Source organism: Pantoea agglomerans NBRC 102470 (assembly GCF_001598475.1).
Classification (GTDB): domain Bacteria; phylum Pseudomonadota; class Gammaproteobacteria; order Enterobacterales; family Enterobacteriaceae; genus Pantoea; species Pantoea agglomerans.
On the sequence record NZ_BCZA01000004.1, the window covers coordinates 159,042 to 175,360 of the forward strand.

General features: G+C 54.2%; 12 protein-coding genes. 3 read left to right on the plus strand and 9 right to left on the minus strand.

Features of this window, described 5'->3' with window-relative positions; translation table 11 throughout:
* Positions 1 to 11 precede the first annotated feature (11 nt).
* The 6 genes from argO to tkt all read right to left on the minus strand — a co-directional run bounded on the left by argO (position 12) and on the right by tkt (position 7,559).
* A complete protein-coding gene (gene argO / locus PAG01S_RS09230; protein WP_062758387.1) occupies positions 12 to 635 on the minus strand; it encodes an arginine exporter ArgO in 624 nt (207 codons plus the stop codon).
* A 124-nt stretch (positions 636 to 759) separates the two neighbouring features.
* Positions 760 to 1,641 (minus strand): small-conductance mechanosensitive channel MscS, encoded by an 882-nt coding sequence (gene mscS, locus PAG01S_RS09235; RefSeq protein ID WP_022623840.1) that lies wholly within the window; start codon positions 1,639 to 1,641, stop codon positions 760 to 762.
* Positions 1,642 to 1,831: 190 nt separating this feature from the next.
* Positions 1,832 to 2,911, minus strand: coding sequence for a class II fructose-bisphosphate aldolase (fbaA, locus tag PAG01S_RS09240; protein WP_010248835.1), 1,080 nt, complete (start codon positions 2,909 to 2,911; stop codon positions 1,832 to 1,834).
* A gap of 105 nt (positions 2,912 to 3,016) precedes the next feature.
* The gene (gene pgk / locus PAG01S_RS09245) at positions 3,017 to 4,180 is read right to left on the minus strand and encodes a phosphoglycerate kinase (RefSeq protein ID WP_010248837.1); all 1,164 of its coding nucleotides are present in this window, start codon (positions 4,178 to 4,180) and stop codon (positions 3,017 to 3,019) included.
* 51 nt (positions 4,181 to 4,231) lie between these two features.
* Complete coding sequence (epd, locus tag PAG01S_RS09250) at positions 4,232 to 5,251, minus strand: erythrose-4-phosphate dehydrogenase (protein WP_010248839.1); 1,020 nt, start codon at positions 5,249 to 5,251, stop codon at positions 4,232 to 4,234.
* 313 nt (positions 5,252 to 5,564) lie between these two features.
* A complete protein-coding gene (gene tkt / locus PAG01S_RS09255) occupies positions 5,565 to 7,559 on the minus strand; it encodes a transketolase (protein WP_062758388.1) in 1,995 nt (664 codons plus the stop codon).
* A 271-nt stretch (positions 7,560 to 7,830) separates the two neighbouring features.
* Here tkt and loiP point away from each other — a divergent pair, with 271 nt between their 5' ends.
* Entirely contained in the window at positions 7,831 to 8,586 is a 756-nt protein-coding gene (loiP, locus tag PAG01S_RS09260; RefSeq protein WP_031592558.1) for a metalloprotease LoiP, read from the plus strand.
* A gap of 55 nt (positions 8,587 to 8,641) precedes the next feature.
* On the opposite strand, the gene PAG01S_RS09265 is transcribed toward loiP, so the two are convergent.
* The 3 genes from PAG01S_RS09265 to speA form a co-directional block, all read right to left on the minus strand.
* Positions 8,642 to 9,052 (minus strand): YidB family protein, encoded by a 411-nt coding sequence (locus PAG01S_RS09265; protein ID WP_062758389.1) that lies wholly within the window; start codon positions 9,050 to 9,052, stop codon positions 8,642 to 8,644.
* A 196-nt stretch (positions 9,053 to 9,248) separates the two neighbouring features.
* Positions 9,249 to 10,169, minus strand: a complete 921-nt coding sequence (speB, locus tag PAG01S_RS09270; protein WP_033769902.1) for an agmatinase — start codon at positions 10,167 to 10,169, stop codon at positions 9,249 to 9,251.
* A gap of 169 nt (positions 10,170 to 10,338) precedes the next feature.
* Positions 10,339 to 12,315 carry a biosynthetic arginine decarboxylase gene (speA, locus tag PAG01S_RS09275; protein WP_010248849.1) on the minus strand — a complete coding sequence of 659 codons (1,977 nt, stop codon included), beginning with the start codon at positions 12,313 to 12,315 and terminating at the stop codon, positions 10,339 to 10,341.
* An 843-nt stretch (positions 12,316 to 13,158) separates the two neighbouring features.
* On the opposite strand from speA, the gene metK reads away from it, so the two are divergent.
* Both metK and PAG01S_RS09285 read left to right on the plus strand, forming a co-directional pair.
* Positions 13,159 to 14,310: a methionine adenosyltransferase gene (gene metK / locus PAG01S_RS09280; protein WP_062758390.1), complete on the plus strand. Its 1,152-nt coding sequence runs from the start codon at positions 13,159 to 13,161 to the stop codon at positions 14,308 to 14,310.
* Between the two features lie 534 nt (positions 14,311 to 14,844).
* Complete coding sequence (locus PAG01S_RS09285) at positions 14,845 to 16,242, plus strand: sugar porter family MFS transporter (protein ID WP_010248855.1); 1,398 nt, start codon at positions 14,845 to 14,847, stop codon at positions 16,240 to 16,242.
* The last annotated feature ends 77 nt before the right edge of the window (positions 16,243 to 16,319 follow it).

Here is a 16,319-nt window from a genome sequence, read left to right on the forward strand (position 1 = left end):
CGACGTTGGGATCAAAATCCGGCAATGCCCTGGCGCGCCAGTTGCAGGGCGATAAACCACATCACCGCGCCTACCAGCAGGTTAATGATGCGCTGGGCTTTGGCGGTGCGCAGGCGTGGTGACAGCCAGGCGGCCAGCAGCGCCAGACCAAAGAACCACAGGATCGACGCACTAATGGTGCCCAGCGCAAACCACTGACGCGCGGTGGTGGTCGGCAACTGACCGCCAAGACTGCCCAGCACCACAAAGGTATCGAGATAGACGTGCGGATTGAGCCAGGTCACTGCCAGCAGTGTCGCGATAATGCGTCCCCTGCTCTGCTTTAATGGCTCACCGTCCGCCAGATCGGCGTCGCCGCGAAAAGCGCTACGCAGTGCGCCCCAGCCATACCACAACAGAAAGGCTACACCCGCCCAGGTGATCACCATCAGCAGCAGTGGAGACTGGCTCAGCAAGGCGCTGCCGCCAAAGATCCCACCGCAAATCAGCAGAATATCACTCAGCGAGCAGAGGGCCGCCGTCATCAGATGATACTGACGCTTCACGCCCTGATTCATCACAAAAGCGTTCTGCGGTCCCAGCGGCAGAATCAGCGCGGCGCCCAGGGCAAACCCCTGAAAATAGAGAGATAACACAGGATTATTTCCTCACATCATTAGAGGAGGAGAAGTATAAAGAGAGAGGATGATTAGCGGAAATTGAAAGAATTAATCTGCGATTAGCAAAATGAATGGGCGACAGGCGCCGCCCACTTAAAGATTACTGTGGCTGAACCTGGGTTGCTTCTGCTTCAGGCGTCGGCTTCTGATGCAGATGCACATCCATCTGCGGATAAGGAATACCAATCCCTTTTCCATCCAGCGCTCGCTTAAAGTTCTTCAGCAGATCCCAGTAAACGTCCTGCAGGTCGCCGCTGTTGCTCCAGCAACGCACCACAAAGTTCATAGAGGAGGCTGCCAGTTCGTTAAGACCGATCTGGATACCTTTATCTTTCAGCACGCGGCTATCCGCTTCAACAACCTGTTGCAGTAAGGCGATCACTTCATCCACATCCGCCTCGTAAGCCACGCCAATGATAAATTCATTACGGCGAACCGGTTCACGCGAGAAGTTGACGATGTTCCCGCTGATGATCTTGCCGTTTGGCACCACCACGATTTTGCCGTCTGCCGTTCTCAGCGTGGTGGAGAAAATCTGCACATGCAGCACGGTTCCCATAACGCCGCCCAGATCGACGAACTCGCCGGTGCGAAACGGACGGAAGGTGACCAGCAGAACGCCTGCAGCAAGGTTAGAGAGTGACCCCTGCAGCGCCAGACCCACGGCCAGACCCGCAGCACCCAGCACGGCAATCACCGAGGCGGTCTGCACACCGATGCGTCCCAGCGCTGCGATAACGGTGAAGGCGATGACCCCATAGCGCACCAATGCGGAGAGGAAGTCCGCCACGGTAGCGTCTATGTGACGGGCGCGCAGCAGGCGATTTACGGCATTAGAAATGATACGGGCGATAATCATCCCGATAATAATGATGGCAATAGCTGCAACGATATTTACGGCATAGCTGATGATCAGCGCCTGATTGCGAACCAGCCAGTTACCTGCGTTGTTTAAGCCGTCGACGACGTGTAACTCTTCCATTAATAAGCCCTGTTGTTAGATTCCCACCGGGAATGAAAAAACTGCCAGATGACATCCGACACCCTGCCATAAAGGGTAATCAATTATCTCCTTAAGCGCCAAACCGACCGGCGTTTAACCCTGTTTTTCCAGAAATTGTGCATAAAAAAAGGCCCTTTCGGGCCTTTTTTGTACGGTAACGACTCTTCAGTTACAGCACGTCGACAGCGTTAAGCTCTTTGAAAGCCTGCTCCAGACGCACCACCATAGAGGCCTGGGCTGAACGCAGCCAGACGCGTGGGTCGTAGTATTTTTTGTTTGGCTTGTCAGCGCCTTCCGGGTTACCCAGCTGCGACTGCAGATAGCCTTCGTTCTTTTTGTAGTACTGCAGGATGCCGTCCCAGGTTGCCCATTGGGTATCGGTATCGATGTTCATCTTGATCACGCCGTAGCTGATAGACTCTTCGATTTCTGCAGCAGAAGAACCTGAACCGCCGTGGAAAACGAAGTCCAGCGCGTTGTGCGGCAGGCCATGTTTTTCACACACATATTTCTGCGAATCGCGCAGAATGGTTGGGGTCAGTTTCACGTTACCTGGCTTGTAAACGCCGTGAACGTTACCGAATGATGCCGCAATGGTGAAGCGCGGGCTGATAGCATTCAGTTTTTCGTACGCGTAGTTCACATCTTCTGGCTGGGTGTACAGTGCAGATGCGTCCATGTGGCTGTTATCAACGCCATCTTCTTCACCACCGGTGCAGCCCAGTTCGATTTCCAGCGTCATGTCGAGTTTCGCCATGCGCGCCAGATATTTGCTGCTGATCTCGATGTTCTCTTCCAGTGACTCTTCTGACAGGTCGATCATGTGAGAAGAGAAGAGTGGCTTACCGTTTTTCTGGAAGTACTCTTCACCTGCGTCCAGCAGACCGTCGATCCATGGCAGCAGTTTCTTGGCACAGTGGTCAGTGTGCAGGATAACCGGCACGCCATACTGCTCAGCCATCAGGTGGACATGGTGCGCACCCGCGATAGCGCCGAAAATTGCCGCGCCCTGTGGTTTGTCAGTTTTGAAGCCTTTACCCGCGATAAATGCAGCACCGCCGTTAGAGAACTGGATGATGATTGGCGCTTTAACTTTCGCCGCTGCTTCCAGTGCCGCATTGATGGAGTCGGTGCCGACGCAGTTTACGGCTGGCAGTGCGAATTTGTTCTCTTTCGCAACTTTGAAGATCTTCTGTACGTCATCACCAGTGACAACGCCGGGTTTTACGAAATCAAAAATTTTAGACATGATTGTGTCCTGTTTCGTGACCGTTGTTCCCCTTGAGGAACGTCGATTTAAACGCCCAGACGGGCAAGACTTCAGGCGATGCCGCCAGGCATCGCCCCCAAAGGATTACTGCTTCGCACGCTCTTCCAGCATGGCAACTGCAGGCAGTTTTTTGCCTTCCACGAACTCAAGGAACGCGCCGCCGCCGGTAGAGATGTAGGAAATTTTGTCTTCGATGCCGAACAGGTCGATAGCCGCTAAGGTATCGCCGCCGCCTGCAACAGAGAAGGCATCGCTGTCTGCAATGGCGTTAGCCACGATCTCGGTGCCTTTACGGAAATTAGGGAACTCAAACACGCCCACCGGGCCGTTCCACAGGATGGTTTTAGCATCCTTCAGGATGGCAGCCATCGCCTGTGCGGTTTCATCACCAAAGTCCATAATCTCTTCGTTATCCGCAACTTCCGAAACCTTTTTCACGGTAGCGGTCGCAGTTTCAGAGAATTCTGTGCCAACGCGTGAGTCAGTTGGAACCGGAATACCGTGCTGATCGCGCAGGCCTTTAGCCGCTTCAACGAAGTCTGGCTCATACAGAGATTTGCCGACGTTATTGTCGATAGCGACGAAGGTGTTGGCAATGCCGCCGCCCACAATCACGGTGTCCGCGATTTTGACCAGAGATTGCAGCACGTCAAATTTGGTAGAGACTTTAGAGCCCCCTACCACAGCCACCAGCGGACGCTCCGGGTTGCTCATGACTTTACCCAGCGCTTCCAGTTCTGCAGAGAGCAGCGGGCCAGCACAGGCGATAGGGGCAAATTTGCCGACGCCGTGGGTAGAAGCCTGTGCGCGGTGCGCGGTACCAAAGGCGTCCATCACAAATACGTCGCACAGAGCAGCGTATTTTTTAGACAGCGCTTCGTCATCTTTCTTTTCGCCTTTGTTAAAGCGAACGTTTTCCAGCACAACCAGTTCGCCAGCGCCGACTTCAACGCCATCGAGGTAATCTTTTGCCAGGGTCACGGTGGTGCCGCTAAGCTTGTCTTTCAGGTAGTTAACTACCGGCAGCAGCGAGAACTCTTCATTGTATTCACCTTCGGTCGGACGACCCAGGTGAGAGGTAACCATTACTTTCGCGCCCTGTTTCAACGCCGCTTCAATGGTTGGCAGAGAAGCACGGATACGTGCATCAGACGTCACTTTACCTTCTTTAACCGGTACGTTCAGATCGGCACGGATCAGAACGCGTTTACCAGCCAGATCCAGATCGGTCATCTTAATTACAGACATGGTGAATCCTCTCGTTGATTCTCATAAGTTTTGCCAGACGCATACCGCGTCTTACCTGAAACCGCTTGCGGCCATCGCTAACGTCGTGTCGAGCATTCGGTTAGCAAAGCCCCATTCGTTGTCACACCAGACCAGGGTCTTGATAAGGTGTTGACCGCTGACCCGCGTTTGTGTTCCGTCCACAATGGCACTGTGCGGATCATGGTTAAAATCTACTGAGACTAACGGTAATTCCGTATAGTCAACTATACCACGAAATGTCCCTTCTGCCGCGCTTCGCAACAGGGTGTTAACTTCACACGCCGTCACCGCCTGATGCACAGAAACGCTGAGATCAATGGCCGTCACGTTAATCGTCGGAACGCGAACGGCTATCGCCTCGAAGCGATCGTTGAATTTCGGAAAAATACGGGTAATGCCTGCCGCCAGGCGAGTGTCCACCGGGATGATCGACTGACTGGCTGCACGCGTACGGCGCAGATCGCTGTGATAGGCGTCGATCACCTGCTGATCGTGCATCGCCGAGTGGATCGTGGTGACGGTGCCGGATTCGATACCAAACGCATCATCCAGCAGTTTAATCACCGGGATAATGCAGTTAGTGGTACAGGAAGCGTTGGAGACGATGCGGTCACTGGCGGTGAGTAACTGCTGGTTAACGCCATACACCACTGTGGCGTCGAGATCGTTTCCGCCGGGATGAGAGAACAGCACTTTTTTGGCGCCAGCCTGAAGATGCGCTTCGCCATCAGCGCGTGAGCCATAGACGCCGGTGCAGTCCAGCACCACATCCACGTCGAGTTCACGCCACGGCAGATCGGCAATGGCTGCACGGTGCAAAATGCGCAGGGTATCGCCACCCACCCACATTACATCGCGCTCCTGGCGGACATCGAAAGCAAAACGGCCATGGCTGGTATCGTATTTCAGCAGATGCGCCATACCGGTGGCTTCTGCCAGCTCGTTAATCGCGACCACGGTGATCTCTGCACGTCGGCCCGTTTCATACAGCGCGCGCAGGACGTTGCGTCCAATCCGGCCAAAACCATTTATCGCTACCCGTACCGTCATTTCTCTCCTGCCACGTCAGACTGAAAAAAACGTGCCGTTAGCCTGAGCGTTTCACTGCATTTTGTACAGGAGATTCTTACCCGGCATTGTCCGAAACCAGGGCGATTTGCCTGGCGACTGAAACGGTTCAGCTACAATAATAGAAGGAAGGAATAACAGGAATGATTGTGATCAATCTGGCTGCTTAAATTTGGATCTGCGTCACAAATTAAGGCAAAAGGCGGTTATTACTGCAGGAATAAAAAATAAAAGGGACGAAAATTTCGTCCCTCTGTTTTTACAGTCGGGCGGGAACAGGCCCGCCTGACCGGTTTTACGCCAGCAGCGCTTTCGCTTTCGCGACGACGTTGTCGACGGTAAAGCCAAACAGTTCGAACAGCTGATCGGCAGGTGCAGATTCGCCGAAGCTGGTCATGCCCACGATAGCGCCGTTCAGGCCGGTGTATTTGAACCAGTAATCAGCGATGCCCGCTTCGATTGCGACGCGTGCGCTGACCGCTTTTGGCAGCACGGATTCACGGTACTCATCACTCTGCTTGTCGAAGGCATCCGTTGATGGCATAGAGACCACGCGCACTTTGCGGCCTTCGCTGGTGAGTTTGTCCCAGGCACCGACAGCCAGCTCAACTTCGGAACCGGTGGCGATCAGGATCAGCTCAGGCGTGCCATCGCAATCTTTCAGCACGTAACCGCCGCGCGCTACGTTAGCCAGCTGTGCCGTGTCACGCTCCTGCTGCGCCAGGTTCTGACGGGAGAAGATCAGCGCAGTCGGGCCATCTTTACGCTCAATGGCATATTTCCACGCCACCGCGGATTCAACCTGGTCACATGGACGCCACAGGCTCATGTTTGGCGTGGTGCGCAGGCTCGCCATCTGTTCAACCGGCTGGTGCGTCGGGCCATCTTCGCCCAGACCGATAGAGTCGTGGGTGTAGACCATGATCTGACGGATCTTCATCAGTGCCGCCATACGCGCTGCGTTACGCGCATATTCAACAAACATCAGGAAGGTCGCGGTGTAAGGCAGGAAGCCGCCGTGCAGCGCCAGGCCATTGGCGATTGCGGTCATACCGAACTCACGCACGCCGTAGTGGATGTAGTTACCCGCAGCATCTTCGTTGATCGGCTTAGAGCCAGACCAGATTGTCAGGTTGCTGGGTGCCAGATCGGCTGAGCCGCCCAGGTATTCCGGCAGAATTTTACCGAAAGCTTCAATAGCATTCTGTGAGGCTTTACGGCTGGCGATCTTCGCCGGGTTCGCCTGCAGCTGCTCAACGAACTTCTGCGACTCTTCCTGCCAGTTAGCTGGCAGTTCGTTGCTGACGCGGCGTTTAAACTCGGCAGCCAGTTCAGGATGAGCCTGTGCGTAAGCGGCGAATTTCTCATTCCATGCAGACTCTTTCGCCTGGCCCGCTTCTTTCGCGTCCCACTCAGCGTAGATATCAGAAGGAATTACGAACGGCGCGTGGGTCCAGCCCAGCTGTTTGCGGGTCAGTGCCACTTCATCATCACCCAGCGGTGCGCCGTGTGAATCATGGGTACCGGCTTTGTTCGGTGAACCAAAACCGATAACGGTTTTGCACATCAGTAGTGAAGGCTTGTCGCTGACGCTTTTCGCTTCCTCGATCGCTTTCGCAATCGCATCCGCATCGTGACCATCGACGCCGCGCACCACGTGCCAGCCATAAGCTTCAAAGCGCTTAGCGGTGTCGTCGGTGAACCAGCCATCAATGTGACCATCGATAGAGATACCGTTGTCATCATAAAACGCCACCAGTTTGCCCAGCTTCAGGGTACCGGCCAGTGAGCAGACTTCGTGCGAGATACCTTCCATCATGCAGCCATCACCCATGAAGACATAGGTGTTGTGGTCTACGATGTCATGACCCGGACGGTTGAACTGTGCTGCCAGCGTGCGCTCAGCAATGGCAAAACCTACTGCGTTAGCGATGCCCTGCCCCAGCGGACCGGTAGTGGTTTCAACACCCACGGTGTAGCCATATTCCGGGTGACCTGGAGTTTTTGAGTGCAGCTGACGGAAGTTTTCCAGTTCGCTCAGGGGCAGATCGTAACCGGTCAGGTGCAACAGGCTATAGATCAGCATTGAGCCGTGACCGTTAGAGAGCACGAAACGGTCGCGGTCAGCCCACAGCGGGTTGGTTGGGTTGTGGTTCAGGAAGCCGCGCCAGAGTACTTCAGCGATGTCCGCCATGCCCATTGGGGCACCCGGATGTCCCGATTTCGCTTTCTGTACTGCATCCATACTTAACGCACGAATGGCGTTGGCAAGCTCTTTACGAGAGGGCATTTTCTACTCCAGGTCGGATTAATGCTTCGCACCTTAACTTATTGTTATTAATGAGTTACCGGGCAAAACAAGGAAAAAGTTGCCCATCAATGTACATGAGAAACGGGGCAAAAGTACATGCTGTAAAACGCTAAATGCAGCCGCTTCGTATGGCTTTTCCAGCCATATCTGCTAGCAAAGTGCAGACTGGCACGCTATAACCAAATCGTTTATTCACCTGTCTGAGTTTCAGGTGTTTGTTTTTCTTACCTTGTTATGAATGGGATACAGCATGAAAATCAAAAAAATGGTGTTAGCGCTTGGACTGACGACGCTGCTGAGTGGCTGTCAGGGTTTAGACAATAATGCGCTGATGCAGTCGGGCGCGCAGGCGTATCAGGCTTATACCCTCAGCGACGATCAGGTAAAACAGCTGAGCGATAAATCCTGTGAGCAGATGGACAAAGATAATCAGATTGCGCCTGCTAACAGTGATTATCAGCAGCGTCTGAACAAGATCGCCGCGGCGTTGGGCGATAACATCAACGGCGTACCGGCTAACTACAAGGTTTATCAGACCAAAGATGTCAACGCCTGGGCGATGGCAAATGGCTGTATTCGTGTTTACAGCGGTCTGATGGATATGATGACTGACAATGAAGTGGAAGGCGTGCTGGGTCATGAGATGGGCCACGTCGCGTTAGGTCATACGCGCAAGGCGATGCAGCTGGCATATGCCACAACCGCGGCCCGCACCGCAGCCGCCTCGGTTGGCGGCGTGATTGGTTCACTGTCGCAGTCGCAGCTGGGTGAAATGGGTGAAAAACTGGTGAATGCGCAGTTCTCCCAGACGCAGGAGTCACAGGCGGATGACTACTCCTACGACCTGATGAAGAAGCGCAATATCGATCCAATGGGCCTGGCCACCAGCTTTGAAAAGCTGGCGAAGATGGAACAGGGACGTCAGAGTTCGATGTTTGACTCGCATCCCGCCTCTGAAGCGCGCGCCGCGCATATTCGTGAGCGAATTGCTGCCGACAGCAAGTAATTCCGCCTCTGAGCGCGCATGCATCCGGCGTGCGCGCTTAGCCGTGCGAAGTCCGCTAGCGCTTAAATATCTGATCCACCATCGAGCCCAGATCCAGCTTATTGTCATGCAGCGCCTGTTCATCCATGTGTCCCTGCGGCGACATTTTATCAATCAGCTGCGGCAATAGCGCAGCCAGCGTACCCGATGCCCCTTTCACATCGGTGCCGAGTTTGTCGGCCAGTGACTGCAGTTCATCCTGACCAAAAGCAGACTGAATCTCACTGTGGCCAAACGGATGGTTATCGCCGGTGCCGATCCAGGAACCAAACACCTCACCCAGCCCGCCCTGCTGGAATTTTTGCAGCAGCACTTCAATACCGCCCTGCTCCTGCACCCAATGCCAGACAGCCTGTAACTGTCCCGGCGGATGCCCTTCACTCTGGTTGCCATCCAGTGCGCCAGCCAGTTCATCAAGAAAGCCCATGATTATCTCCACTACGCCATTTTTACGCTGTAAGTTTAGTTGCAGATAGGGGTTCGCGCCTGACGGTTACCCGTCGGGGTCAGAAGGGAATCGATCGGATCCGGCAAAGAGAGGAAGATCACAGCAGCGGCGTCTGCCCGATGGACAGGACGCCGCGTTCAGCGCCTGCCGGACTGAAGCCGGCAGGCAGCAGGCATCAGCCTTTGTTCACAGCCTGAACATGCAGCATATCCAGCGCCAGCGTAGCCGCTGCCAGTGCCGTTAAATCAGCATGATCGTAACCCGGTGCGACTTCCACCAGATCCATGCCGACAATGTTCATGCCCTGCAGGCCACGGATCAGCTTGGTCGCTTTATCGGTGGTCAGGCCGCCAATCACCGGCGTGCCGGTGCCAGGTGCATGTGCCGGATCCAGACAGTCGATATCGAAGGTCAGATAGACCGGCAGATCGCCGACGGTGCGTTTCACTTCGGCGAGAATATCATCAACGCTGCGGTCGTTGACCTGCGCCGCATCCAGCACGTTGAAGCCCAGGCTCTTGTCGAATTCGGTACGGATACCAATCTGCACTGAGTGCTGCGGATCGATCAGACCCTCTTTCGGCGCGGTAAAGAACATGGTGCCGTGGTCGAAGGTCGGGCCGTTGGAGTAGGTGTCGGTATGCGCATCAAAGTGCACCAGCGCCATCTTGCCGAAGTGTTTTGCATGGGCGCGCAGCAGCGGCAGTGTGACATAGTGGTCGCCGCCAAAGGTCATCATGCGCTTGCCATTGGCCAGCAGTTTTTCAGCATGGGCCTGCAATTTGTCGGAGAGATCCTGCGAATCACCGAAGGCGTAAACCAGATCGCCGCAATCGACGACGTTCAGACGCTGACGCAGGTCGAAATCCCACGGCCAGCGGCAGCCTTCCCAGGCCAGATTGGTGGAGATCTGGCGAATCGCGCCCGGACCCAGGCGGCTGCCCGGACGACCCGAGGTCGCGGCATCAAACGGCACGCCGGTGATAACCCACTCGGCGTCGCTGTCGTAAGGCTGAAAATTCAGCGGAAAACGCATGAAACCAAAGGCGTTAGAAACCAGGGAGTTGTCGTACTGATTGCCAAGCGTGTTATGCATAATTGCTCTCTCTATGTGCGTAAGTCGGGCCAGCCCGCAAACCATTAAGGTTGAGATGAAAAAAATCCCCTCCGCGTCGTTAGGCCCGACGAGGAAGGGATTGAGTGAGTCAGATTATCGACATAGTTAACGGCAACTGCAATATGCGATTACCGGTCGCCATAATCGATTATTCATCTTCTAAATAGGTATAGCCGTAGAGGCCGCTCTCGAACTCTTCCAGGAACTGCGCGCGCAGCTCTTCGTCGAGATCGGATGCCTGAACCTGATTGCGGAACAGCGCCATCAGCTCGTTGGGATCAAGTTGTACGTAACGCAGCATGTCCGCCACGGTGTCGCCTTCATCGGAGAGCTGCACTTCCACATCGCCATTTTCGCGTGCGTAGACATCCACCGCTTCGGTGTCACCAAACAGGTTATGCATGTTGCCCAGAATTTCCTGATAAGCACCCACCATAAAGAAGCCCAGCATGGGTGGGTTATCAAGGTCATATTCCGGCATCGGCATGGTCGTCGCGATACCGTCGCCATCCACGTAGTGATCGATGGTGCCATCGGAGTCACAGGTGATGTCGAGCAGCACGGCACGGCGCTCCGGCTTCTTGTTCAGCCCTTCCAGCGGCAGTACCGGGAACAGCTGATCGATACCCCACGCATCCGGCATTGACTGGAACAGCGAGAAGTTAACGTAAATCTTATCCGCCATCCGCTCCTGCAGTTCGTCGATGATTGGACGGTGTGCACGGTTGCTCGGATCGAGATGCTGCTGAATATAGTGGCAGATGCTCAGATAGAGCTGCTCAGCCCATGAACGCTGCTTGAGATCGTAGGTGCCTGACGAGTAGCCGGTATGGATATCAAACAGATCCATCTGGCTGTCATGCAGCCATTCACGCAGCGAACGGCGGGTACTTGGCTCGTGCATCTCCTGCCAGGTTTCCCACATGCTGAGGATCGGGCGCGGCGCATCCGCATCCGGCGTTTCAGGTTCGCTGAACTCGTTGCGCTCCACACCAATGATGTTGGAGACCAGCACCGTGTGGTGCGCGGTTACCGCACGGCCCGACTCGGTGATCACCGTCGGATGCTCCAGACCGTGCTCATCACAGGCAGCACCAATCGCCCAGATTACGTTGTTGGCATACTCATTCAGGCCGTAGTTGACCGAGCAGTCAGACTGCGAGCGCGTTCCTTCGTAATCGACGCCCAGACCGCCGCCGACGTCGAAACACTTGATGTTGACGCCCAGCTTGGCCAGTTCGACATAGAAGCGCGCCGACTCACGCACGCCGGTAGCGATATCGCGGATGTTGGACATCTGCGAGCCCAGATGGAAATGCAGCAGCTGCAGGCTGTCGATGCGACCCGCTTCGCGCATGATCTCAACCAGTTTCAGCACCTGGGTGGCTGACAGGCCAAACTTCGACTTTTCGCCGCCGCTCGACTGCCATTTACCGGAGCCCTGCGAAGCCAGACGCGCACGGATACCAAGACGTGGCACCACATTCAGACGCTCTGCTTCTTCCAGCACCAGCCGCACTTCGGTCATCTTCTCCAGCACCAGATAGACCTTGTGGCCCATCTTCTCGCCGATCAGCGCCAGACGAATATATTCGCGATCTTTATAGCCGTTACAGACGATCACCGAACGGGTCTGACCGGCGTGGGCCAGCACCGCCATCAGTTCGGCTTTTGAGCCCGCTTCCAGTCCCAGCGGTTCGCCGGAGTGGATCAGTGACTCAATCACGCGTTTGTGCTGGTTAACTTTAATCGGGTAAACCAGGAAGTAGTCGCCTTTGTAACCGTAGGATTCACGCGCACGTTTAAAGGCGGCGTTAATGGAACGCAGACGGTGTTGCAGGATCTGCGGGAAGCAGAACAAAGCAGGCAGACGCTGGCCCTGCGCTTCGCGCTCTTTGACCAGACGGGCTAAATCGACGCGCACGTCAGGACGATCCGGATCGGGACAGACACTGATGTGGCCCAGTTCGTTAACGTCGTAATAGTTGTTGCCCCACCAGGCGATGTTGTACGTACGCAACATTTTGCTCGCATCCTGATCGTTCATTGCAACCTCCTGCATGGAGCGGAGTGTACCCTGTTCGCCAGCTGACGAACCTTTGATATTCTTCATGTCGTCAGACATCGCGAACCTCAATTTTCCGTTGAAAGATGAAACTGTTAACCGGCTTTATGGCCGCTAATCTGAAAACCTGTTGCCACATTAAACGCAATGTCCTGTTCACCTTACGTTGCCGTCAGCGCGATTCACGCATGAGAGTTAAGTGTAAAACACCCGGGCCATCTCCGTTTAAACAGAGAACATTTAACTGATCTGTATTGACCATGGATAACCTGCGTCGTTCCGCTGCGCGAACGCAGAGAAGAGACAAAACCGATCGAGCAGAGATAAAGATTAGCCTGCGCCTGTGTCGGTAAAATTACCGCATCGGACATCGCGTCGGCAGGAAAGAGAAACAGATGGGAGGCAGGAGAGAGCCAGCGCAGCGCCGCAGCGCAGAGAACCGGAAGAAGAAAAAGCGTGGTTCATTACTTGTATCACCTCCGCATATGCCAGGGGCACATGGAAAACAACCTGGGTGAAAGCCAGACCAGAGTCTGACAGGCGCGACGCAAACAGTGGCGTCATCCTTGCTGCTGCTATCAAAGCAGCGGCGTTTTATACAGTTTACAGCCGTAAAATGCAAAAATATTATCGGGGAATTGCGTGTAGCGTCAGCAAATTATGCCGATAACAGAGACAGGTTAAAGGCTGAAACAGAAAAAGGGCTGGTAATTGGTTTACCCTCTATCCTAAAATAGCCGTCCAGATGGTTTTCCATCTAAACAGGTTACTATCCAGGCGGTGTTGGCCTGCTGTGCTGACACAACCTCACTGCTCGCGGCTTTGCCTGAAGGGGCGTCAGGTCAGACCACCTCACTGGCGCTATGCAGTCGTACTCAAACCATATTTAAGGTAAAGAACAGAATGGCTAAACACCTTTTTACGTCCGAGTCTGTATCAGAAGGACATCCCGATAAAATCGCCGACCAGATCTCCGATGCTGTGCTGGATGCGATCCTTGAACAGGATCCTAAAGCGCGCGTGGCCTGCGAAACCTACGTTAAAACCGGTATGGTGCTGGTTGGCGGTGAAATCACCACCAGCGCCTGGGTTGATATCGAAGAGATCACCCGTAAAACCGTACGTGAAATCGGCTATGTCCATTCCGATATGGGCTTTGACGCCAACTCCTGCGCGGTATTAAGCGCGATTGGTAAACAGTCTCAGGATATCAATCAGGGCGTTGACCGTACCGATCCGCTGGAACAGGGCGCGGGCGACCAGGGCCTGATGTTCGGCTATGCCACTAACGAAACAGACGTGCTGATGCCTGCGCCGGTGACCTATGCGCACCGTCTGGTACAGCATCAGGCTGAAGTGCGTAAAAACGGCACCCTGCCGTGGCTGCGCCCGGATGCCAAGAGCCAGGTCACTTTCCAGTATGACGATGGCAAAATCGTGGGCATCGATGCAGTTGTGCTCTCTACTCAGCACGCTGAATCTATCAGCCAGAAAGATCTGCAGGAAGCGGTGATGGAAGAGATCATCAAGCCGGTTCTGCCCGCAGAGTGGCTGAGCGCCTCGACCAAATATCACATCAACCCAACCGGTCGCTTTGTGATCGGCGGCCCGATGGGCGATTGCGGTCTGACCGGTCGTAAAATCATCGTAGACACCTACGGCGGCATGGCGCGTCATGGTGGCGGTGCGTTCTCGGGTAAAGATCCATCTAAAGTTGACCGCTCTGCAGCCTATGCGGCACGTTACGTGGCGAAAAACATCGTAGCGGCCGGCCTGGCTGACCGTTGTGAAATCCAGGTCTCCTACGCTATCGGCGTGGCTGAACCCACTTCTATCATGGTGGAAACCTTCGGCACCGAGAAAATCTCTACCGAACAGCTGACGCTGCTGGTGCGCGAGTTCTTCGACCTGCGTCCATATGGTCTGATCCAGATGCTGGATCTGCTGCACCCAATCTATAAAGAGACCGCAGCTTACGGTCACTTTGGTCGTGAACATTTCCCATGGGAAAAAACCGACAAAGCTGCCCTGCTGCGTGAAGCGGCTGGCCTGTAAGGTTACCGGCTGCTGATAAAAACCCTGCCACTGCGGCAGGGTTTTTTATTGCCTTTTCAGCCCCATTGCTAACCGGAGCAATTTTGCTCCCGCTACCCTTCTGAACGAACAGGCCAGCGCAATTTCTGGTGAGCGCGTGACGACAAAAAAACGCATCTGCCCGACATCTTCTTCTCTCTGCAGCAAATTTTCAGTTCTCAGCTACACTTCTTTTCGCTTTTTCTGACGACTAAATGTTAACGATTACAAATTGAAATGCTTTGTTTATCCGATATTTAGGAATTAACGCACGTAGTTATTCTGCTGAAAATGCGTTATTTTCAGCGTCGTCTGATAGCCAGTAAATAGAGCATTGTCAGAAACTTAATGAGTGCTATACCTCACTGGTTAATTAATCTTTCCGGGAAAAATATGCTGAATTTCAGGGTTTCAGCGTGTGTAAGCGATTACACTGATGTGATCAGGCTCACTTTTTTCCCGCAAAAGGTTTTTTAACATTGATAAAAACAATGATGGATAAACCTGGAGGCTAAAATGCCTGGCAATACACACAAAAGCAGAACTTCAAATAAGGCGATGACCTTATTTGTCTGCTTTCTGGCGGCCCTTGCGGGTCTGCTGTTCGGTCTGGATATCGGCGTTATCGCCGGTGCTCTGCCGTTTATCGCAAAGGACTTTAATGTCACCCCTCATCAGCAGGAGTGGATCGTCAGTTCCATGATGTTTGGTGCGGCGGTCGGTGCTATCGGCAGCGGCTGGATGTCATCCCGCCTGGGCCGTAAAAAAAGCCTGATGGCCGGTGCGATTCTGTTCGTTATCGGTTCACTCTGGTCGGCGATGTCGCCAAACCCGGAAATGCTGATCAGCGCCCGCGTTCTGCTGGGTCTGGCAGTCGGTATCGCCTCTTATACTGCCCCGCTTTATCTTTCTGAGATCGCTCCGGAAAAAATTCGCGGCAGTATGATTTCGCTTTATCAGCTGATGATCACCATCGGTATTCTTGGTGCTTACCTGTCCGATACGGCGTTCAGCTTTACCGGCAACTGGCGCTGGATGCTGGGCATCATCACTATTCCGGCACTGTTGCTGCTGGTCGGCGTTTTCTTCCTGCCAAACAGCCCACGCTGGCTGGCGGCACGAGGCAACTTCCGCGATGCACAACGCGTACTGGATCGTCTGCGTGACACCAGCGAGCAGGCAAAACGTGAGCTGGAAGAGATCCGTGAAAGCCTGAAGATCAAACAGTCTGGCTGGGGTCTGTTCACCAGCAGCAGCCACTTCCGTCGTGCGGTCTATCTCGGCATCCTGCTGCAGGTGATGCAGCAGTTTACCGGCATGAACGTCATCATGTACTATGCGCCAAAAATCTTTGAAATCGCGGGCTTCACCAACACCACCCAGCAGATGTGGGGCACGGTGATTGTGGGTCTGGTTAACGTACTGGCGACCTTTATTGCCATTGGCCTGGTGGATCGCTGGGGTCGTAAACCTACCCTGATTCTGGGCTTTATGGTGATGGCAGCCGGTATGGGCGTTCTGGGTACGATGCTGCACTTCGGCATTCACTCGCCGGGCGCGCAGTACTTTGCGGTAGGTATGCTGCTGATGTTCATCATCGGTTTTGCGATGTCAGCCGGTCCGTTGATCTGGGTACTCTGTTCCGAAATTCAGCCGCTGAAAGGCCGCGATTTCGGTATCACTGTCTCCACCACTACCAACTGGATCGCGAACATGATCGTGGGTGCGACCTTCCTGACGATGCTGAATACGCTGGGCAATGCGAACACCTTCTGGGTCTACGCACTGCTTAACCTGTTCTTCATTCTGCTGACGGTGATGCTGATCCCTGAGACCAAAAACGTCTCGCTGGAACACATCGAACGTAACCTGATGGCAGGTAAAAAACTGCGCGACATCGGTTCACGCGACTAACTTTACCCGGTACAAAACGCGGTAAAAAAAACGGCGGGGTTTCTCTGGAAACCCCGCCGTTTTTATTTGTTCAACGC

What these genes read in the sequence shown, in the direction of transcription:
- mscS (WP_022623840.1), bottom strand. Translation starts at nt 1,641, where the DNA reads ATGGAAGAGTTACACGTCGTCGACGGCTTAAACAACGCAGGTAACTGG.
- fbaA (WP_010248835.1), bottom strand. Translation starts at nt 2,911, where the DNA reads ATGTCTAAAATTTTTGATTTCGTAAAACCCGGCGTTGTCACTGGTGAT.
- pgk (WP_010248837.1), bottom strand. Translation starts at nt 4,180, where the DNA reads ATGTCTGTAATTAAGATGACCGATCTGGATCTGGCTGGTAAACGCGTT.
- epd (WP_010248839.1), bottom strand. Translation starts at nt 5,251, where the DNA reads ATGACGGTACGGGTAGCGATAAATGGTTTTGGCCGGATTGGACGCAAC.
- tkt (WP_062758388.1), bottom strand. Translation starts at nt 7,559, where the DNA reads ATGCCCTCTCGTAAAGAGCTTGCCAACGCCATTCGTGCGTTAAGTATG.
- loiP (WP_031592558.1), top strand. Translation starts at nt 7,831, where the DNA reads ATGAAAATCAAAAAAATGGTGTTAGCGCTTGGACTGACGACGCTGCTG.
- PAG01S_RS09265 (WP_062758389.1), bottom strand. Translation starts at nt 9,052, where the DNA reads ATGGGCTTTCTTGATGAACTGGCTGGCGCACTGGATGGCAACCAGAGT.
- speB (WP_033769902.1), bottom strand. Translation starts at nt 10,169, where the DNA reads ATGCATAACACGCTTGGCAATCAGTACGACAACTCCCTGGTTTCTAAC.
- speA (WP_010248849.1), bottom strand. Translation starts at nt 12,315, where the DNA reads ATGTCTGACGACATGAAGAATATCAAAGGTTCGTCAGCTGGCGAACAG.
- metK (WP_062758390.1), top strand. Translation starts at nt 13,159, where the DNA reads ATGGCTAAACACCTTTTTACGTCCGAGTCTGTATCAGAAGGACATCCC.
- PAG01S_RS09285 (WP_010248855.1), top strand. Translation starts at nt 14,845, where the DNA reads ATGCCTGGCAATACACACAAAAGCAGAACTTCAAATAAGGCGATGACC.